The following is an 18,832-nucleotide window of genomic DNA, read 5'->3' on the forward strand; positions in this document are numbered from 1 at the left end:
AATCTTTTAAATTATAAATCAACAATATGATCAACAAATTAGCAGATTCCGAACTGGTCCTAAACGACGACGGAAGTGTTTATCACCTTAATCTTCTTCCCGAAGACCTTGCCGAAAAAGTAATCTTGGTGGGCGATCCGGACAGAGTTCCAAAAGTTTCAAAGTATTTCGACACGATTGACGTCAAAAAGAATAAAAGAGAATTCTACACGCACACCGGAACTTTGCGTGGCGAGAGAATTACCGTGATGTCCACCGGAATCGGGACTGAGAATATCGATATCGTGATGAACGAGCTGGATGCTTTGGTCAACATCGATTTGAAGGCTAAGGAATTTAAAAAAGAACATAAAGCCTTGGAACTTTTCCGTTTGGGAACTTGCGGAAGTGTGAATCCGGACATCGAGGTCAATAATATGTTGGTGACAGAAAATGTGGTCGGCCTTGACGGACTTTTGCATTTCTATCAGGATTATGCCTTCGAAAATGAATTCAGCAAAAACTTCTTGGCAAAATTCCCTTACGAGAAAATCAAGCCAATGTTGTATTTCTCAGATTGGGCAGAAGATATTTCTGACTATTACGCCGATGCAAAGTACAGAGGAAACACCGCGACCTTCCCAGGTTTCTACGCACCACAAGGTCGCCAGTTGAGATTGAAGGCTTTGGATGACCAATTCCTTGAAACATTGAATGACCTTGGCGTTTCCAACTTCGAAATGGAAACTTCCGCGATCTACGGCCTTTCAAAATTGCTAGGCCACAAAGCTTTGACCGTCAACTGTGTCATCGCCAACAGAAGACGAGGCGAATTTGCAAGCGACCACCACGCATCGGAGAAAATGATGATTGAGTGGGTTCTTGAGAGAATTATTAAATAGAAAATGGAATTCGTTTATCCCATCCCTAAAGGGAGCCGAATTCCATTAACGAAAATTTTCACCCTTTAGGGTTGGGGAAAGAAATTTTCTTATTAAGTACAAAGCAGCATCCAGAAATGAGTGTTGCTTTTTTCTTGTTTGGTTTTATTTATAATTACTTTAACGTTCGTTAAGACTTTGCGGCATTCAAATTGAATAATTGATTGTATCAAATCAAATTTTTCAATTTTTAACTCACAAAATAAATTATTATGAGCACTCAAGATCAAAATTATAACGACGCAGAAAGAGCAGTAAACAAAACAGAAAACTCACTAGAGAATGCTGCTGATAAAACAAAAAACACAGTCAATGAATATGCTGACAAAGCAAGAAATTACATTGATGAACAAAAAAGAAAAAATGAAGAGCCAACAAGAGACGGATTCTTCGAAAATCTAAAATCAAGTGCTACCGAAGCTTGGGAAGACACAAAAGACTTCGCAGAAAAAGCTTGGGAAAGCACAAAAGATACCGCTTCTGACGCTTGGGAAAAAACCAAAGATGCTAGCGAAGATGTAAAAGCAGAAGTCAGAAAAGCAACGAATTAGTTTTTAAGTTAGTATAGTTTTTTACAAAGAAAGGAGAAGGCAATTATCAAGTCTTCTCCTTTTTATTTATATTTGCAAATTATTGCGTTATAAAATGAAAAACTTAATTTTCTCAGCTTTATTTTTAGGATTTTTTGCGAATTCTCAAACCTTCAATCAAGATTACGCTAATGTCAGTAATCTGGTTTCTCAGACAAACATCAACACTTATCTACAGGAATTCGAAGCGTTGGGCGTAAAAACTACCGGTTCTACTGCAAACAACAATGCTTACACTTGGCTGAAGAATAAATATTTATCTTTCGGATATTCGGAAACTGATATCGCAAAAGATAATTTCACTTATAACGGACAAACAACTTCTAACCTTATTCTTACAAAACAGGGAACAAAGTACCCAAACATCTACATCATTATCTGCGGTCATTACGACACCATCACAGGTCCCGGAACCAATGACAACGGAAGTGGCGTTTCGGTAATGCTGGAAGTTGCCCGGCTTTTGAAAAACATTCCAACAGATTATTCCATCAAATTTATCAACTTCTCTGGTGAAGAGCAAGGACTTTTGGGTTCAGCACATTACGTGTCAAGCGTTGTGAACGCAACAAGTCCAAAAATGAATATCCGTTTGGTTCTCAACATCGATGAAGTGGGCGGCATCAAGGGACAAACCAATGACACAGTAACTTGCGAAAGAGACGAGTCCAACAGTCCGAGCTTAAATAATGCAGCTTCAAATACTTTTACACAGCAGCTGATCAATTGTGTGAAGCTTTATTCTCCACTGAAAACCAATCTTAGCTACGCTTACGCTTCAGATTATATGCCTTTTCAGGCCAATGGCGAAATCATTACCGGTTTGTTCGAATACAATGAAACGCCGTACGCTCACACAGCAAACGATAAATACATCAATCTTGATCCGGTTTACATTTACAACATTGCGAAAGCCACAACCGGAGCCGTTCAGCACTTCGCAGTGGCTTCCCAGACTTTGGATATTTGCACACCAAAAGAAGTAGTCAAAAGTTTCAGGTTTTATCCAAATCCTGCAAAAGATTATTTACAATTGGAATTTTTGAACAGCAAAACACAGAATTTTACATTCACCATTACAGATTTTGAGGGTAAGACTTTGAGCAAAACCGAAAACCAAACCAGACTTGATATTTCGCATTTATCAAAAGGGATTTATCTTGGAACTTTCAAAGTTGAAGATCAAGTCATCACCAAGAAAATTATTGTAGAATAAATCAATTGTTTGGGCAGCTTTATCCGCCTTCCGTTCCCTCCCGATTTTACATCGGGATCCACTCAAGTCGGGCTGCAATAATTTTGAAGTTTTCTTTTCCCATTTAAATATCGGAGTTCTTTAGAATATTTCCATATTTCATTTTTCGGAATAAACAATCATAATAATTTCGTATTACGAAATCAAAAATTTGTATCTTTGCACCTATGCAAAAAATCTTAATCGTAGAGGACGAAAAAGCAATATCCGGCGTTCTACACAGTATTTTATCGGACGAACTTCCTGAATACCAATTCGAAATAGCCGAAGATGGTCTTGAGGGTTTCAAATTTATAGAGAAAGAAGATTTTGCTTTGGTAATTTCTGATATCAAAATGCCAAAAATCTCCGGAACAGAATTGCTGAAACAGAGTCTCGCTTTGAAGCCAGAGACCACGTTCATCATGATCTCGGGACACGCAGATATTGACACTGCAGTTGGCTGCTTGAGAGAAGGCGCTTACGACTTCATCTCAAAACCAATCGATATCAACAGATTGATCACCAGTGTGAAAAACGCTTTGGACAAAGGCAATCTTCAAAAAGCAAACTCCAATCTGAAGCAGGAAAATTCCCAACTGAAGAAAAAAGTCAATAAAAAATACCAGATGATCGGGCAATCGCCTGCACTTAAGAAAATCCAGGAGATCATCGACAAAGTGGCGGTTTCCGACGCAAGAGTTCTTGTAACCGGACCAAACGGTGCCGGTAAAGAATTGGTAGCTCACGCAATCCACTCCCAAAGTGAAAGATCAAGAGGACCAATGATCGAAGTGAACTGTGCGGCAATCCCATCAGAATTGATCGAAAGCGAATTATTCGGTCACGTGAAAGGTTCTTTTACAGGCGCAATCAAAGATAAATCTGGGAAATTCGAGCAGGCAACTGGCGGAACTATTTTCTTGGATGAGATCGGTGATATGAGTTTGGTTGCTCAGGCAAAAGTGCTTAGAGCTTTGCAGGAAAGTAAAGTTTCTCCAGTAGGAAGCGACAAAGAGATTAAAGTGGATGTCCGCGTCATTGCAGCAACCAACAAAAATTTAGCTAAAGAAATCGAGCAAGGAAAATTCCGTGAGGATTTGTACCACAGACTTTCTGTGATCGAGATCAGCGTTCCTTCTCTTAATGACAGAGCGGAAGATATTCCATTGTTGGTAGAGCATTTCACAAACCTTATCGCTTCAGAAAATGGTTCTGCAGCTAAGAAATTTGATGATAAATCAATCAAAGCTTTGCAGCAATATGACTGGACTGGAAACATCCGTGAGCTTAGAAACGTTGTGGAAAGGCTGATCATCTTAGGTGCTGATCCTGTGACTGCTGATGACGTTGCTAGTTTTGTAAAGAAATAAACTTAATTAAATATTATATTTAACCGCAGTTTATTCTGCGGTTTTTTTTTGGAAAAAAATGAGATTCTATGTGGTAGAAGTCTTCATTTAAAAAAATAAATTAGACAAGAAATGAAATTTTTAGATAAACAGTACACACAGCAAGGACTGAAACTGGCACTTCCTGTGATGTTGACACAAGTCGGGCAAGTGTCCGTAAATCTCTTCGATAACATCATCGTGGGGAAACTTTTGGGCGCGCAGGCTTTGGCTTCAGTGTCTTTGGGAAATGCACTATTTTTCTCCATTTTCGTTTTGGCGTTGGGATTTTCTTTTGCAATTCCGCCGTTGGTTTCTGAGGCTAATTCTCAGGGAAAACACGAGAAGATAAATTCCGTTTTCAGACACGGATTTGTGATCAATCTTGGAATTGGGATTTTGTTGATGATCTTATTATTAGCAGGACTTCCATTGATCAGACACATGGATCAGCCAGTTGAAATCATTCCAAATACGATCAGCTTTTTGAGTATTATGGCGTTTACAATGATTCCATTTATGATGTTCCAGACTTTGAGAGAAGTTTCGGAAGGTTTGTCGTTCACAATTGGTGTAACGAAAGCAACAATTATCGCGAACGTCATTAACATAGCTTTGAATTATGTTTTCATCAAAGGCCTTTTTGGATTTCCAGAAATGGGCGTTCAAGGTTCGGCTTTAGCAACCTTGATCGCGAGAATCTTTATGGTCGTTTTCTTATATTTTGTTTTGGTAAAAGAACCGAAAACAAGAAGATACATCAAAGAATTCTCTTTAAAGATTGCAGAATTCAGCAAAGAAATGTTCAGCAAAATGTTCAAGCTTGGATTGCCAACGGCTTTGCAAATGTTCTTTGAAGTAACCGCTTTTGCTGCAGCCGCTTTCATCTGTGGATTGGTAAGTTCACAGGATATTGCGTCGCATCAGATTGCTTTGTCGATGGCTTCATTCACGTTTAATCTTTGTATTGGTTTCAGTGTCGCTTCGACGGTGATGATTGGGAACAAAATGGGCGTGAGAGATTTTGAAGGCTTAAGAAAAATTGGGATCAATAATTTCAAATTGACTCTGATTTATATGGGATTTTGCGGCATTATGTTCATTGTTTTCCGAAACGTTCTGCCTCATTTCTTCACAAAAGAAAGTGATGTTTTAGTAATTGAACTGGCTTCAAAACTAATGATCATCGCTGCGCTTTTCCAATTGTCTGACGGAATCCAGGTGACGGCTTTGGGCTGTTTGAGAGGAATTCAGGACGTGAAGATCCCGAGTGTGATCACGTTTTTGGCTTATTGGGTTTTCACGATTCCGGTTGGTTATTTCCTTTGTGTGACTATGAAAATGGGTGCTTTTGGGATGTGGATCGCTTTGGGAATTGGATTGACGATTTCCGCTATTCTTTTGGTAATCAGGTTTTTGAGGTTGAGCAAGAGGAAAGCTTTGGCAATTAATAATAACGAATTAATAGTCAATTAAACTATGAAAAAATGTTTCTACCTAATGATAATAATTTTAATAATAGGTTGTGCAAGCGTTTCAACCGATTATCGATATGATAAAACTGAAAAAGGAGAATTGTACTTTCCAACTTTTGATGAAACAAAATATCCGAGAGATACAATAAACACAGGACCTAATGATTCATTAAGGTCATTTACAAATAATTGGTATTCTAAACATTTATTCACTTTAAATGAGCCGGTTTTATTTAATAAAATAAATGAAAAGCAAAATACTATACGGTTCACACACTTAGGAACTTGGTCAAATCCATATTCCTACAGATTAGAAAATATTGACGGTAAAATCATATTAACATATAACAGAACAAATGGTTTAGGAGGTTATGAAGTTGGCAAAAGGGTTAGAAATAAGACAAAACAAATCAATTCAAAAAAATGGAATGCAATCCTACAAAAAATTGATAGTATTGATTTTTGGAATATTTCAACTCAAGAACGTAAGAATATTAATGATGGAGAAGAATGGATTCTGGAAGTCTTAATTAATGGAAAATATCATTTTGTCACAAGAACCAGTCCTGATAGTTATGATCAAGGTAAAGACTTTGTTGAACTGTGTCAATTAATTGAAAAATCAGGTAAATAAAAACATTTTAACCTTAAATTCTTAATAGAGATTTTAAATTTTTAAATTTGCAACACAAAATTCTGAAATGAATATCATACAACATATACAATCAAAAATATCCGATATCATCCCGAAACTCTACAATGTGGAAGGCGTGAATCTGGATGTTCAAAAAAATAAAACCGAGTTCGAAGGTGATTTTACCATCGTCATTTTTCCATTGGTAAAACTGGCTAAGAAAAGTCCAGACGCGATTGGAAACGAACTTGGAGAAGCGATTAAAAACGAGATCGACTTTATCGACAGCTTCAACGTAGTGAAAGGTTTCCTGAATCTTAAACTAAAAGACGTGGTCTTCGCAAATCAATTGTCTGAACTTCAGGATGATTTTGACAATGTAACACCAAAAAATGCAACGGTGATGGTAGAATATTCTTCGCCAAATACGAACAAACCTTTGCACCTCGGGCACGTTAGAAATAATCTTTTAGGATATTCTGTTGCCGAGATCTTGAAAGCTGACGGTTACAATGTCATCAAATCTCAAATTATCAACGATCGTGGGATCCACATCTGCAAATCGATGTTGGCTTGGGAGAAATTTGGAAACGGCGAAACACCTGAATCTACCGGTTTGAAAGGCGATAAACTGGTCGGAAACTACTATGTGGAATTCGATAAATTATACAAATCCGAGATCAAAGCAATGGTTGCGGACGGCATAGATGAGGAAACGGCGAAAAAGCAGGCGCCAAGTATCATCCAGGCTCAGGAAATGCTCTTGAAATGGGAAAACAATGACCCGGAAGTTCGAAAAATTTGGGCGATGATGAATGAGTGGGTCTATGCTGGTTTCAATGAAACATATTCGAGATTAGGCGTTAATTTCGACCAGGTTCAGTATGAGAGCAATACCTACATTCTTGGGAAAGATCTCATTCAAAAAGGGCTTGACAGTGGGATTCTTTACAAGAAAGATGATGGTTCTGTTTGGTGTGATTTGACGGATGAAGGTCTTGATCAGAAACTGCTTTTGCGTTCGGATGGGACTTCGGTTTATATGACTCAGGATCTTGGAACTGCGGTTGAGCGTTTCAAAGAAAATGACATTCAGAAATTGATCTATACGGTTGGAAATGAGCAGGATTATCACTTTCAGGTTTTATTCAAGATCTTGAAAAAATTGGGCTATGAATGGGCAGATCAGCTTTACCACTTGTCCTACGGGATGGTGGAATTGCCAGAAGGAAAAATGAAATCCCGAGAAGGAACCGTGGTTGATGCTGACGAATTAGTTGAAGAAATGATTTCCACTGCGAAAGAAAAATCCGAGGAACTTGGCAAGTTGGAAACGCTTTCTGACGAAGACAAAGTGAAATCTTACGAAACGGTTGGATTGGGTGCTTTGAAATATTTCATTTTGAAAGTGGATCCGAGAAAGAAAATGCTCTTCAATCCTGCGGAAAGTATCGATTTTAATGGAAATACGGGACCATTCATTCAATATACTTACGCAAGAATCCAGTCTCTTTTGGCTAAGGCTGAATATGCTGGACAAGGAAATTTTGGCGCTTACGTTCCAAATGAAAGTGAGAAAGAAGTGATTATGCTTTTGGCTGAATTTAAAGAAGTGATTGCGCGATCTGCGGAAACTTTGAGTCCAGCTTTGGTGGCGAATTACGTTTATGAGCTGGTGAAATCTTACAACTCTTTCTATCAGAATAATCCAATTGTAAAACAGGAAGATCTGGATGCGAAGCAATTCCGTCTTCAGGTTTCTGATCTGGTTGCGAAGACGATCAAGAAAGCTTTATCAATGCTTGGAATCAATGTGGTGAATAGAATGTAATTGATTAATGGCAATTGGCTTTTGGCAATTTGCTTAGAATTCTAAAATAAAACTTAAACTCTGCTTCGGCGGAGTTTTTTTGGTTTCTATACCTAATTTCCTTTTATATATTTATCAAACATGTGCTGTGATAATTCGTGTAACTCCTTGCCATTTTCAGGATTCACGCCATCCGAAGTGAAAAACTCTACTACATTTTGATGTTTGGAATACCAGACATTTTTAATTGAAGCAATAGTGTCTGGCGTTGTGATCTTTTTGAAATTATCTACCAATTTCCTATCAAGGGCAATCAAACCGTTTGAAGTCTCACTGCAGTGAGCCGGGATATATTCTTTCCCATCCCAAAACATACATTGCATTTTTTCCTCTTTAGGAGGTTCAATTCTTGTATCATCATCAGGAATATTTTTGCTTTCGTCTGAAGTCGAAATTTCCTTTTTGGGAGTTTCCTTTGCTATTTCAGAACCTTTGACCTCTGCGAATTTTACAATCGGCTTTTCTACTTCCTTAAAATAATTATTTATCAAGAACCCACCGAAAATTATTAATCCGAACAATCCAAACCCACTTTGTTTTGCTAAAAATTCCTGAAACTTCAGAATCGGATTTGTTGTAATGTTAACGGTGATATTGGGATGTTTTTTGTCGGAATCATCTTCATCATCAATTCTCACGCTCACGCTGGTGCGGGAAGAATCTTGATTAATTTTTGTAAAAGTTTCTGTTTTGCAAAAGTCTTTAAAATCTTTGAATTCCAGATATTGACTCATTTTATCAAGAGTCTGCGTATCAATATTTTTATCCTCTTCACTGTCTCTTAGAAGTGCATTGTAATATCTTATAAATGTTTTGTCTGAGATTTCAAACTTCAAATTATCTTGAAAATGTAAGCTCAGATAATACGCAATTCCACTTTTGCTGTCTCTCCCCGACTCTCTTTTTCCTTTCTCAAAAATTTCACGAATTAGTAGTTTTTTGGACATAGTTAGTTTTTAGTCTTTACAAAATTGATGATTGTTTGGCACCCAACTTTACGGAAATCCGTAATTCACATTTCTACCTGTCCATTCGTGTCCAAGAATTGTCTGACATTTCTGTTCGTCAACATTGCATCTTTGTCTCAGAAATCAGTGATAAACAAAACCTTACAAAAACAAAGTTACAAAACTGATCTCAAAAAACAACTTGATAAGACGGAGGAAAATCTCTGGCTTGGGAAGCAGGAATTTCTCTTCCGTTTTTGAAGGTTGACTTCCCAAAAATTTAAGAAGCGCTTCTTTTTCACTCAGTGTACACTGCTCGCAATCAGCTTTGCGAGGAAGAACACGAATGTTAATTTTTTAAATTTTTAAGACAATGACTCAATTACTATTGATATTACTGGGATTATTTTCAAATCCTTCAAGTTCAAACACTTCAAATTGTGGAAATGACGGTTCGGCACCAACCATTGCACAACCAGCACCAGGAGATACAGGCGGAGAAACGGGACATCCTACGCCGCCAAAAATCATCGGCGGATAATAGTTTTCTTTAACTGACCAAAATAAATTGGCGAAAGTGTATTCTTTCGCTAATTTTATTTAATTTCGGTGAAAACTAACAAACTTGAAGATATTTGCATTATTCGCTCTCATAATAATTTATTCTTGTTCGAAAGAAACTGTTTCCAACGAAAAACTCACGAATGATTTTTATGACAAAGCTTATGATTACCGGGAAAAAGGACAAATAGACAGTTCGTTTCTGTACTTCTACAAAGCTAAAGATCTCTTTCTCCAACAAAAAGACAGTTTTGGAGCAGGAAAATGTTTGGCTAATCTTGCCATTATCCAAGAAACAAAAGGTGATTACTTTGGAAGTCAGGAAACAGCAATTTCGGCCTTGCGATATTTCAACCCAAAAGATTCTCTGCAACACAATTATTTATCAATCAACTACAACACTTTAAGTCTGGCTTCCAGTAAATTAAAGAATTACCCGAAGGCGATAGATTTTTATATTAAAGCAATCAATCTTGCAAATGATCCCGCGAACAAATTCCTGTATGAAAACAATTTAGCGATTACTTATAAAGAAGAAAAAGAATATCAGAAAGCAATATCAATCTTTGAAAATCTTATCAGGGAAAAATCAACAGATAAATCTTCACCGAAAGTATTTGACAATCTTGCATATACAAAATGGCTTCAAAATCCTGAGCATAATCCCGTACCGGAATTTCACCGAATTTTAAAAATCAGATTGAAAGAAAAAGACTATTGGGGACTGAATGCGAGCTACTCTCATCTGGCAGATTATTACAGCGTGAATGAAAAAGACTCTGCACTATTCTACGCTACCAAGATGTACAGCATTGCAAAAGAAATCAAAAGCCCGGATGACCAGACGGAAGCGCTGCAAAAGTTAATTTCGTTGGAAAATTCGGACACTTCTCTGGCATATTTCAAATCCTATCAAAAAATCAATGACAGTCTTCAGACGGCAAGAAACAAAGCGAAAAATCAATTTGCAATCATCCGTTACGAAACCGAAAAAAATAAAGCCGACTACCTAAAAGCAAAAGCAGAAAGTTCCCAAAGACGAAATCAAATCATCAAACAGTATTTTGGAATTGGCTTTCTAATACTTGTACTTACGGTTATTTATTTCTACATCAAAAGAAGCAAAAAAATTCATCAGCAGGAAAAATTAATCGAGGTCAAAAATACGGAACTGAAATATTCCAAAAAAGTCCACGACCGCGTTGCCAACAAAGTTTACCAAGTGATGTCTGAGGTGGAAAATATTCAGAATCTCGATAGAAATATTCTACTCGACAGACTTGAAGAAATCTACGAAATTTCCCGAGACATTTCCTACGAAAAGGATGAATTCGAAAATCTGAATTTCCGGGACCAACTGGCTACTATGCTGAAATCCTACGCTTCTGACTCTGTTAAGATTTTCATCACAGGAAACGATAACCAAATCTGGAATAAGACAAATCAAAATCAGGAAAATGAAGTCTTCTGCATTCTTCAGGAATTGATGACCAACATGAAAAAACACAGCCACGCGGAAAAAGTTTTTTTGAAATTTACAGAAGAGGATTCTGTAGTAAACATCGTGTACATCGACAACGGCATTGGAATAAAAAATCTCTCACAAAAAAATGGCCTGAAAAATACGGAAACCCGTACAAAAGCTATCAACGGAACTATTATTTTTGACACAGAAACGGATCGGCTACTGAAAATCACTATTTCATTTCCCGTGTAAAACTTAATTCTATGTTCAAAAAAGTCCTTATTGCAGAAGATTACGAGAGCTTTAATATATCTGTCCAAAAAGTAGTTGAAGATTTGAAAATCCCAAATCCCAAATTTGATAATTACTGTGACGAAGCATTAAGCAGGTTAAAAATGGCGCTTAAGGAAAATGAACCTTTCGAACTTCTAATCACCGATATATCGTTTGATGCAGATCACAGAAAACAAAACATAACCACAGGCCAGCAGCTTGTCGCAGCAGCGAGAGAAATACAGCCAGATCTGAAAGTGGTCGTTTTCTCCGTAGAAAAACGGCAGGAAATCATTGACAATCTCTTTACCGAACAAAACATCAATGCTTATGTAAAAAAAGGGAGGGAAGACGTGAAAGACCTGAAAAAAGCTATCAAAGCGGTTTACAATAATGAAAGATTCATTTCCTATGATCTTAAAAAACCGGTCAAAGACAGGAATGCATTTGAGTTTTCGCCGCTCGATACGCTTCTTATCTCGCTACTGGCCAACGGAACGCTTGTGAAAAATATTCCGGATTACTTGAAAGAGAAGAATATCAAACCATCAAGCATGAGTTATGTAGAGAAAAAGCTGGGTAATATCAGAGAATCGTTGGATGTTAAAAGCAATGAACATCTGATAGCAGTCTGTAAAGATTTCGGAATAATATAAAATCAGAAAAATAAACGTTTATTATTAAATAAAAGAAGGAGACTAAAATTAGTCTCCTTTCTTATATGCTTGACCAAATTATTAAGAATTGATCATTAAGCAAACAAATCACTTGTGTTTTTAATCTGTGTTTTTGTTTTTTATTTGTGTTTTTTGTTGCTGCAAATATCCGCCAAAAATCAGGTAGCTTCCTATTAATGGGCGTTACAATGAAAGTACACACAAATTTTGAGTGTGTACAATATATGTACACAAAATAATTGTAAATTGGCTGTTGTCTTTATAACACAAACTTTTATAATGATATTTTTTTATTCTGACGGAAAATGAAAAAAAGATTCTTTATTTTTATTTTATTACAATTGTTTGGTCTTTATTATTCACAAAGTGATTTTGATAAAGATCAGCATCTCATATACACTTATCTTTACAGCAATGAAGTCGATAAAGCAAAGGCCGTAATTGATTCGAAATTTCTAAATTCTGATGATGATTCAAAAAAAATAATTGGTTATGTTTATTTAGCTGATTATTATTACGCGACCGAACAAAGCAAGAAAGAAATCGACGCTTTGCAAACTGCGAAGAAATTAGCTGATGACACCAAAAAAAGTATTGACAAAGCTTACGTTGATTTCGGATTTGCAAAGTATTACAAAGGGAAAAGCAAAAATGAATTATTTATAAAATCGCTTAACAAAAGCATCAATTTCTTTAATAAAAAACCAAACGAGAATTTCATTCTGGCACTGCTTTACGAACAAAAATCTTCTTATACAGAAAAAAACAGGATAGAAAAACTGGATGCATCAGGACATTTGATGGCCAATCAATATGCACTGAAAGCAAATGTTCCAATTCTGATTAACTGGACATATAATAACCTGGGAAACTATTACAACAACAGATTTCAGGCGAAAAAGAATAAGCGAGATTATGATTTGGTTCTTAATTATTATCAAAAATCATTTGACTATATCAAGTTGGTAGATAATCCTGCCGCCAGAAAAAAGGCATTATACGCTTATTACAACAATCTTTCTTTCACTTACAGTATGATCCCAAGCAAGTACGCCAATTCTTTGGAACTTGCATTCAAAGCTCTGAAGATTGGGGAAAATGATAAATATTTGAAAGTTTATAACTTTTACACCTATTTCAATATTGGTTTCACTTACGAGCTTTCCGGACAGTTTTCTTTAGCCGAAGAATATTATCTAAAAGCCTACGCAATTTCTGACAACAAAGATTACAGTTTTAGCGATAAAATAGAGCTTTTTGAAAATCTTACCAATGTTTATGAAAAATCAAATCAAACTGAAAAAGCTTTAGAATTCTCGAAAAAATCACACGCATTAGCAAAAAATTATTATCAGAAACAATTTGATGACAACATCAGAACCCTAGAAGTTTATTACAAAACCGAGCAGCAAAACCAACAGATAAAACAACTTGAAGAAACCAATAAAATCTACGCAAAACAGAGATTTTTGTACATCAGTATAGCGTCATTAGGTTTTATGGGTATCTTATTTCTGGTTTTTTTATTGAGATCCAGACAAAAATTAAACAAGCAAAAAACAGATTTGTTGGAAATAGAAAAAAAAGAAACTCAGCTGATCCTACAATTGGAACAGGAGGAAAAGTCGCGTATGAAAGCGGAACAGGAGCTTCTCAATATCAAACAGGAACAAATCCAAAAAGAGGCTCTGGCAGCATCATTGAGGCTTGATTCAAAAAATGCTTTCATCAAAGAATTAAAAGACGAATTGAAAGAAAAACAGGATCCCAATCTGGAAAGGATTTTGAAAAATGAGCAATTCACAGACAACGATCTGACCGAGATGCAAAATACCATTCAAAATGTGCATCCCAATTTCTACAAACGCCTGAATGACTTATCAAAGATTAAACTTACCAATCTTGATCTGAAATATGCAGCCTATATCTATCTTAATATGGACAATCAGCAGATTTCCAACATCCTGAAAGCCGACCCAAACACTGTAAGGGTAACCAAATACAGATTAAAGCAAAAACTCGGCTTGACCAAAGACCAGGACTTAACACATTTTATTCAGAATCTTGAGATGTAACTGATTTCAGAATTGTGTTTTCAGAAAATTTGAAACTTTGAATTAATAAACAAAAAAAAACAACCAGCTGAAATTTAACTGGTTGTAATTTTACAATTGTAGACCCACAGGGATTCGAACCCCAGATGACTGCACCAAAAACAGTAGTGTTACCGCTACACCATAGGTCTGTCCTTTATTGTGGTGCAAATTTAGAGCTTTTTTCTGAACTTCCAAATTATTTTTAAAAAAAATTGCATAATTTTATAAAATAAATTTTCGCTCATCCTAATGTTAATCGACCTTTCCAAACCTTTGCCCACTCAACAAACACCATCTAACGAATTTGAAACCAAAGTTTTAGACTTCATAAAAGAATGGTTTTCGGAGTCAAAAACAGTCAAAATTCAGAGTTCTGGTTCTACCGGAATTCCGAAAATTTTTGAAGTAGAAAAATCAAAAATGTTGAATTCAGCTGAAATGACTTGCAACTTTTTAGGTTTAGAAGAAGGAAATGTCGCATTAATTTGTCTTCCGGTAGAATATATCTCAGGTAAAATGATGGTCGTAAGAAGTATTCTCAGAAAATTAAAACTTAAAATCGCCGAACCTTCCACAAATCCTCTTCAAAATATCAATCAGGAAATCGATTTTTGTGCAATGACGCCTTTGCAGGTCGAAAATTCATTAGACAAACTTCACCTCATCAAAAAACTCATCATTGGAGGCGCATCAGTTTCTGAAACTTTAAAAGATAGAATTCAACAATCAACAATCAACAACCAACAATCAACCAAAATCTTCGAGACTTATGGAATGAGCGAAACGCTTTCTCACATTGCACTCAGACAGATTTTCCCAAATCAGGAAGATTGGTTCACGGTTTTTGAAGGCGTGGAAATATCTTTGGACGAGAGAGATTGTCTGAAAATTTTTGCCCCAAAATTAAATTCTGAAGTTTTACAGACAAACGATTTGGTTGAAATCAATAATCAAAACCAATTTAGATTCCTTGGAAGATTAGATAACGTCATCAATTCCGGAGGCGCAAAGATTTTCCCAGAAGAACTGGAAAAATTAGTCAAACAAAATATTACAAATGAAGTTATCTTCCTAGGAATTGAGGATGAAACATTAGGACAAAAATTAATTCTAATAATCGAAGGAAGCGAATCGGAAGAGATCAAGCAAAAACTTTCAACCATCAACTACGAAAAATCATTTCATAAACCAAAAGACATTATTTTTGTAGAACAAATCCCAAGAACGCCAAACGGAAAAATCAACCGACTGGCGTTGAAAAAATCAATCGAGAAATGAAAAACTTCACGTCCGAAATCACCTACAAAACTTCCCGCTCTTCCGGCGCGGGCGGACAAAACGTGAACAAAGTGGAAACCGCTGTCACGGCGATTTGGAACGTCTCAGAAAGTTATTATTTCTCAGATGAAGAGAAACTAAGAATCTCTGACAAACTCAAAAACCGCATCAATTCCGAAGGTCTTCTCCAAATGACTTCATCAGAAAGCAGAACGCAACTCGCGAACAAAAAAATCGTGACCCAAAAGATGCTGGAAATGGTAGAAAAATCTTTATTTATTCCAAAATACAGAGTTAAAACCAAACCTTCAAAACGACAGGTTCAAAAAAGAATCGACAACAAAAGGAAAATTTCTGAGAAGAAAGACAACCGGAAATTTAAATTTTAAAATCCGACAATTCCGCTATTTCTCTGTCAATTTTCTGAGAATATTCGAGCTGCTTGTCCCGAATTCTACCGTGATTCGTCACCGTTTCATAATCCTGCTGATAATCTTTGTAATCATCATAGACTCTTTCGTAATACTTCTGCAAAGACTTGACATCCATACTTTTATCACTAATCAACTTCCTGAATCTCCTCGCAAACAACTCCGCAATATCAAAATGACTTTGCTCGTGCATCAGCACATTATCCGTTTTATGTTCTGAGTGCGCCCAGGATTTGGACGGGATAAAAAACGATTCAATCTTCACTTGTTTGTCAGTGAATTTCTTCGTCGGACTATTCAGCAAGTAGGAAATGCCGCAGAAAGTTGTAGCCGCAGCCTGAGACGTATTCGGCTTGGTCTGCGACTGGAAATCTGCCCAAACCAATTTCCGGTTTTCATTCCAGAAAATCTTGTCCTGAGCCTTCGCAAATCCCAAGAAAAAGATGAAACCAAGCAGCAAAAATTGTTTTATCATAGTGATTAGATGATTTTTTTCTTCAAATGTTAATTTGTTACCATAAAACTTGTATTTTTACCTCCCTGCATTTTTAAAGATGGAAAAAGAAATAAAAATCAATTTTGAAGTAATTCCGAGTTACGAGCAACTCAGCGACATAGAAAAAACACTTTTCGACAAAGCCAAAAACATTCGCCAAAACGCCTATGCGCCCTACTCCAACTTCTTTGTGGGCTGTGCACTTCTCCTGGAAAATGGCGAAATCATTACCGGCTCCAATCAGGAAAATGCAGCATATCCATCAGGATTGTGCGCAGAAAGAACCGCCATATTCTGGACATCTGCCAATTATCCAAACGAAAAAATAAAAAAAATATTTGTGATTGGCGGCCCAAAAGATGACCTGAGTTCCACACCAATTCCACCTTGTGGCGGCTGCAGACAATCAATCCTTGAATACGAAGCAAAACAAAAAGACGTCATCGAAATCTATTTCACATCCCCAAAGGGAGAAATCATCAAGACAAAATCTGTACGAGATTTGCTGCCATTCTCATTTGACGGCACTTTTTTATAAATAATTAGGAGCACGACGATTGGTCTATCGGCAGACGATTCCAACCTGCTGTCCACTATATCTTTTTCTTTTCCGTTGCCTGAGCGTAGCCGAAGTTAACGGAAAAGAAAAAGGATGCCGTTCCCATCAGGGCTATGTTGACGTTTTGTATTTCTTTTGACGATTCTAACTTCTAAAATCTAATCTCTAACTTCTATTCTCAAATCTCAAAGATTCGACTTTCCTCGTGGATTCTCTTCACCACATTTTCTGTACGTTCTTTATGCGTATCTGTAATGAAAATTTGTCCGAAATTTTCTTTGTTAACCAATTCAATCAATTGAGAAACTCTGGTGTCATCAAGCTTATCAAAAATATCATCAAGCAAAAGAATCGGAGATTTTCCTGTCAGTTCTTTGATTCGGTTGATTTGAGCAAGTTTTAAAGAAACCAAAAACGATTTCTGCTGACCTTGCGAGCCGATTTTTTTAATTGAATTTTCGTTCATTTCAAAAATCAAATCGTCCTTGTGAATACCTTTGGAAGTGTAGGTCAAAACTCGGTCTTTTTCAATTGAAATCGCTAGAAGATGTTTAAAAAAACTGTCAGGCTGAGCGGAGTCGAAGCCTTCGGAAAGATGAGATTCATAAACCACAGAAACCTTTTCTTTTCCGCCAGAAATGATGTCGTAATAATGTTGGACAATTGGATTTAGGTTCTCAACAAACTCTTTTCTTTTCTCGAAAATCCGCGTTCCAAAATTAGAAATCGGGTCATCGTAGATTTCCAAAGAATCCTTATCAAAATATCGATTTTTAGCAAAGTTCTTCAACAATGCATTTCTCTGCTGAATAGTTTTCTGGTACTGAATCAAATCAAAAAGATAAATAGAATCTGTCTGAGAAATCATCGCATCCAGAAACTTCCTGCGACTTTCCCCGGAATCTGAAATCAAATTGGAATCGTACGGCGAAATCATTACACTCGGCAGATAACCAATATGGTCCGCCAATCTATCATAAGATTTATCGTTTTTCTTGATGACTTTTTTGGATTCTTTTGGCATCAGAATTTTAATCAAATCTTCTTTTTCTTCATTCTGAATCTCGGAATCGATGACGAAGAAATCCATAGTCTTCTGACTTCCATCTTCCAGTTTCTGACTTAGAATGTTATTGAGGTCAGAATTCCCCAAAAAACTTTTGCCAACAGACAAATAATGAAGTGCATCCAAAATATTGGTCTTCCCTACACCATTGTTCCCGACGAAACAGTTGATTTGTGGCGAAAAGTCAAACGAGACTTCGGAGTGACTTTTAAAATTGATGAGTGCTAGTTTGTTGATAATCATAATCCTAAAATATTTTCGAGCGCTTCAGGATTCTGATGGTTTTCCCAAAATGAAATGATTGAAATGGTTTCCTGTTCTATATTATAAATCAAACTATAATTTTTAAAAACTAACATTCTCGTGGTTTCATTGATAGTTTTCTTTCCTGAAAATGGTTGTAATTTTAATTGATTGGTTTTCTCTTTGATGACCAGATTTAATTTTTTAGAATAAGACTTACTTTTGTTTCTATTGTTCCAATATTCGAAAATCTCATCTCTTTGTTTCTTTGCAAAATGGGTCCATTCGACTATTATTTCAGCCATTCTTCATCCATTTTATCCATTTCTTCCTCTGTGTAAACCCTTCCATTTTTCACGTCATCCATTCCTTGTTCTATCATCTTCAGGACATAATCTGGAAGAACGACTTTCTCTTCCTTAAAATACTCATCAACTTCCTCTTCCGTCATTGGTCGTTCGGATTCATAGATGGATTCTGGTTCTGCGACGATGTTTGTGGACTTACTTTCAAAATTTTTAAGAAGTGAAGACAACAAATAATAATTCTGGGATTCGCAGATTTTCTGAATCAGTTTTATTTTAATGTCGTTGATATTTTCCATCACTCAAAATTTATGTAAAGAT

19 protein-coding genes and 1 tRNA gene are annotated in these 18,832 nt (G+C 36.3%); 14 read left to right on the forward strand and 6 right to left on the reverse strand.

Annotation, left to right across the window (positions count from 1 at the left end; all coding sequences use genetic code 11):
* Positions 1-26: 26 nt before the first annotated feature.
* The 7 genes from LUD75_RS08935 to argS all read left to right on the forward strand — a co-directional run bounded on the left by LUD75_RS08935 (position 27) and on the right by argS (position 8,075).
* Positions 27-881, forward strand: a complete 855-nt coding sequence (locus LUD75_RS08935) for a nucleoside phosphorylase (RefSeq protein WP_232705327.1) — start codon at positions 27-29, stop codon at positions 879-881.
* 251 nt (positions 882-1,132) lie between these two features.
* Positions 1,133-1,471, forward strand: coding sequence for a hypothetical protein (locus LUD75_RS08940; RefSeq protein ID WP_232705328.1), 339 nt, complete (start codon positions 1,133-1,135; stop codon positions 1,469-1,471).
* A 94-nt stretch (positions 1,472-1,565) separates the two neighbouring features.
* Positions 1,566-2,726 (forward strand): M20/M25/M40 family metallo-hydrolase, encoded by a 1,161-nt coding sequence (locus tag LUD75_RS08945; RefSeq protein WP_232705329.1) that lies wholly within the window; start codon positions 1,566-1,568, stop codon positions 2,724-2,726.
* A gap of 206 nt (positions 2,727-2,932) precedes the next feature.
* The gene (locus tag LUD75_RS08950; protein WP_232705330.1) at positions 2,933-4,117 is read left to right on the forward strand and encodes a sigma-54 dependent transcriptional regulator; all 1,185 of its coding nucleotides are present in this window, start codon (positions 2,933-2,935) and stop codon (positions 4,115-4,117) included.
* A gap of 111 nt (positions 4,118-4,228) precedes the next feature.
* Complete coding sequence (locus tag LUD75_RS08955) at positions 4,229-5,611, forward strand: MATE family efflux transporter (RefSeq protein ID WP_232705331.1); 1,383 nt, start codon at positions 4,229-4,231, stop codon at positions 5,609-5,611.
* 24 nt (positions 5,612-5,635) lie between these two features.
* On the forward strand, positions 5,636-6,244 hold the full coding sequence (locus tag LUD75_RS08960; RefSeq protein ID WP_232705332.1) for a hypothetical protein: 609 nt from the start codon (positions 5,636-5,638) through the stop codon (positions 6,242-6,244).
* Positions 6,245-6,311: 67 nt separating this feature from the next.
* Positions 6,312-8,075 carry an arginine--tRNA ligase gene (gene argS / locus LUD75_RS08965; protein ID WP_232705333.1) on the forward strand — a complete coding sequence of 588 codons (1,764 nt, stop codon included), beginning with the start codon at positions 6,312-6,314 and terminating at the stop codon, positions 8,073-8,075.
* Between the two features lie 92 nt (positions 8,076-8,167).
* Here the strand turns inward: argS and LUD75_RS08970 are convergent, their stop codons facing one another.
* The gene (locus LUD75_RS08970; protein ID WP_232705334.1) at positions 8,168-9,061 is read right to left on the reverse strand and encodes a hypothetical protein; all 894 of its coding nucleotides are present in this window, start codon (positions 9,059-9,061) and stop codon (positions 8,168-8,170) included.
* Between the two features lie 373 nt (positions 9,062-9,434).
* On the opposite strand from LUD75_RS08970, the gene LUD75_RS08975 reads away from it, so the two are divergent.
* The 4 genes from LUD75_RS08975 (at position 9,435) to LUD75_RS08990 (ending at position 14,112) form a co-directional block, all read left to right on the forward strand.
* On the forward strand, positions 9,435-9,602 hold the full coding sequence (locus tag LUD75_RS08975) for a hypothetical protein (protein WP_232705335.1): 168 nt from the start codon (positions 9,435-9,437) through the stop codon (positions 9,600-9,602).
* 84 nt (positions 9,603-9,686) lie between these two features.
* Positions 9,687-11,339 carry an ATP-binding protein gene (locus LUD75_RS08980; RefSeq protein ID WP_232705336.1) on the forward strand — a complete coding sequence of 551 codons (1,653 nt, stop codon included), beginning with the start codon at positions 9,687-9,689 and terminating at the stop codon, positions 11,337-11,339.
* Between the two features lie 11 nt (positions 11,340-11,350).
* Entirely contained in the window at positions 11,351-12,016 is a 666-nt protein-coding gene (locus LUD75_RS08985) for a response regulator (protein ID WP_232705337.1), read from the forward strand.
* Positions 12,017-12,342: 326 nt separating this feature from the next.
* Positions 12,343-14,112 (forward strand): LuxR C-terminal-related transcriptional regulator, encoded by a 1,770-nt coding sequence (locus LUD75_RS08990; protein WP_232705338.1) that lies wholly within the window; start codon positions 12,343-12,345, stop codon positions 14,110-14,112.
* A gap of 99 nt (positions 14,113-14,211) precedes the next feature.
* Here the strand turns inward: LUD75_RS08990 and LUD75_RS08995 are convergent.
* A tRNA-Gln gene (locus LUD75_RS08995) sits at positions 14,212-14,282 on the reverse strand.
* A gap of 100 nt (positions 14,283-14,382) precedes the next feature.
* Between LUD75_RS08995 and LUD75_RS09000 the strand changes: the two genes are divergently transcribed.
* Both LUD75_RS09000 and arfB read left to right on the forward strand, forming a co-directional pair.
* Positions 14,383-15,411, forward strand: coding sequence for an AMP-binding protein (locus tag LUD75_RS09000; RefSeq protein ID WP_232705339.1), 1,029 nt, complete (start codon positions 14,383-14,385; stop codon positions 15,409-15,411).
* Positions 15,408-15,800 carry an alternative ribosome rescue aminoacyl-tRNA hydrolase ArfB gene (gene arfB / locus LUD75_RS09005; protein WP_232705340.1) on the forward strand — a complete coding sequence of 131 codons (393 nt, stop codon included), beginning with the start codon at positions 15,408-15,410 and terminating at the stop codon, positions 15,798-15,800. Before LUD75_RS09000 ends, arfB begins: the two co-directional genes overlap by 4 nt.
* On the opposite strand, the gene LUD75_RS09010 is transcribed toward arfB, so the two are convergent.
* On the reverse strand, positions 15,790-16,317 hold the full coding sequence (locus LUD75_RS09010; RefSeq protein ID WP_232705341.1) for a hypothetical protein: 528 nt from the start codon (positions 16,315-16,317) through the stop codon (positions 15,790-15,792). The two genes, arfB and LUD75_RS09010, sit on opposite strands and share 11 nt — an antisense overlap.
* 79 nt (positions 16,318-16,396) lie before the next feature.
* On the opposite strand from LUD75_RS09010, the gene cdd reads away from it, so the two are divergent.
* Positions 16,397-16,876, forward strand: a complete 480-nt coding sequence (gene cdd / locus LUD75_RS09015; protein ID WP_232705342.1) for a cytidine deaminase — start codon at positions 16,397-16,399, stop codon at positions 16,874-16,876.
* A gap of 199 nt (positions 16,877-17,075) precedes the next feature.
* On the opposite strand, the gene recF is transcribed toward cdd, so the two are convergent.
* The 3 genes from recF to LUD75_RS09030 are packed head-to-tail and all read right to left on the reverse strand — an operon-like array spanning position 17,076 to position 18,810.
* Complete coding sequence (gene recF, locus LUD75_RS09020; protein ID WP_232705343.1) at positions 17,076-18,206, reverse strand: DNA replication and repair protein RecF; 1,131 nt, start codon at positions 18,204-18,206, stop codon at positions 17,076-17,078.
* Positions 18,203-18,511, reverse strand: a complete 309-nt coding sequence (locus tag LUD75_RS09025) for a type II toxin-antitoxin system RelE/ParE family toxin (RefSeq protein ID WP_232705344.1) — start codon at positions 18,509-18,511, stop codon at positions 18,203-18,205. The genes recF and LUD75_RS09025 overlap by 4 nt, the downstream gene beginning before the upstream one ends.
* Positions 18,499-18,810: a hypothetical protein gene (locus LUD75_RS09030; protein WP_232705345.1), complete on the reverse strand. Its 312-nt coding sequence runs from the start codon at positions 18,808-18,810 to the stop codon at positions 18,499-18,501. Before LUD75_RS09030 ends, LUD75_RS09025 begins: the two co-directional genes overlap by 13 nt.
* Positions 18,811-18,832 lie beyond the last annotated feature (22 nt).

The organism is Epilithonimonas sp. JDS (assembly GCF_021261315.1).
In the GTDB taxonomy this organism is placed as follows: Bacteria; Bacteroidota; Bacteroidia; order Flavobacteriales; family Weeksellaceae; genus Epilithonimonas.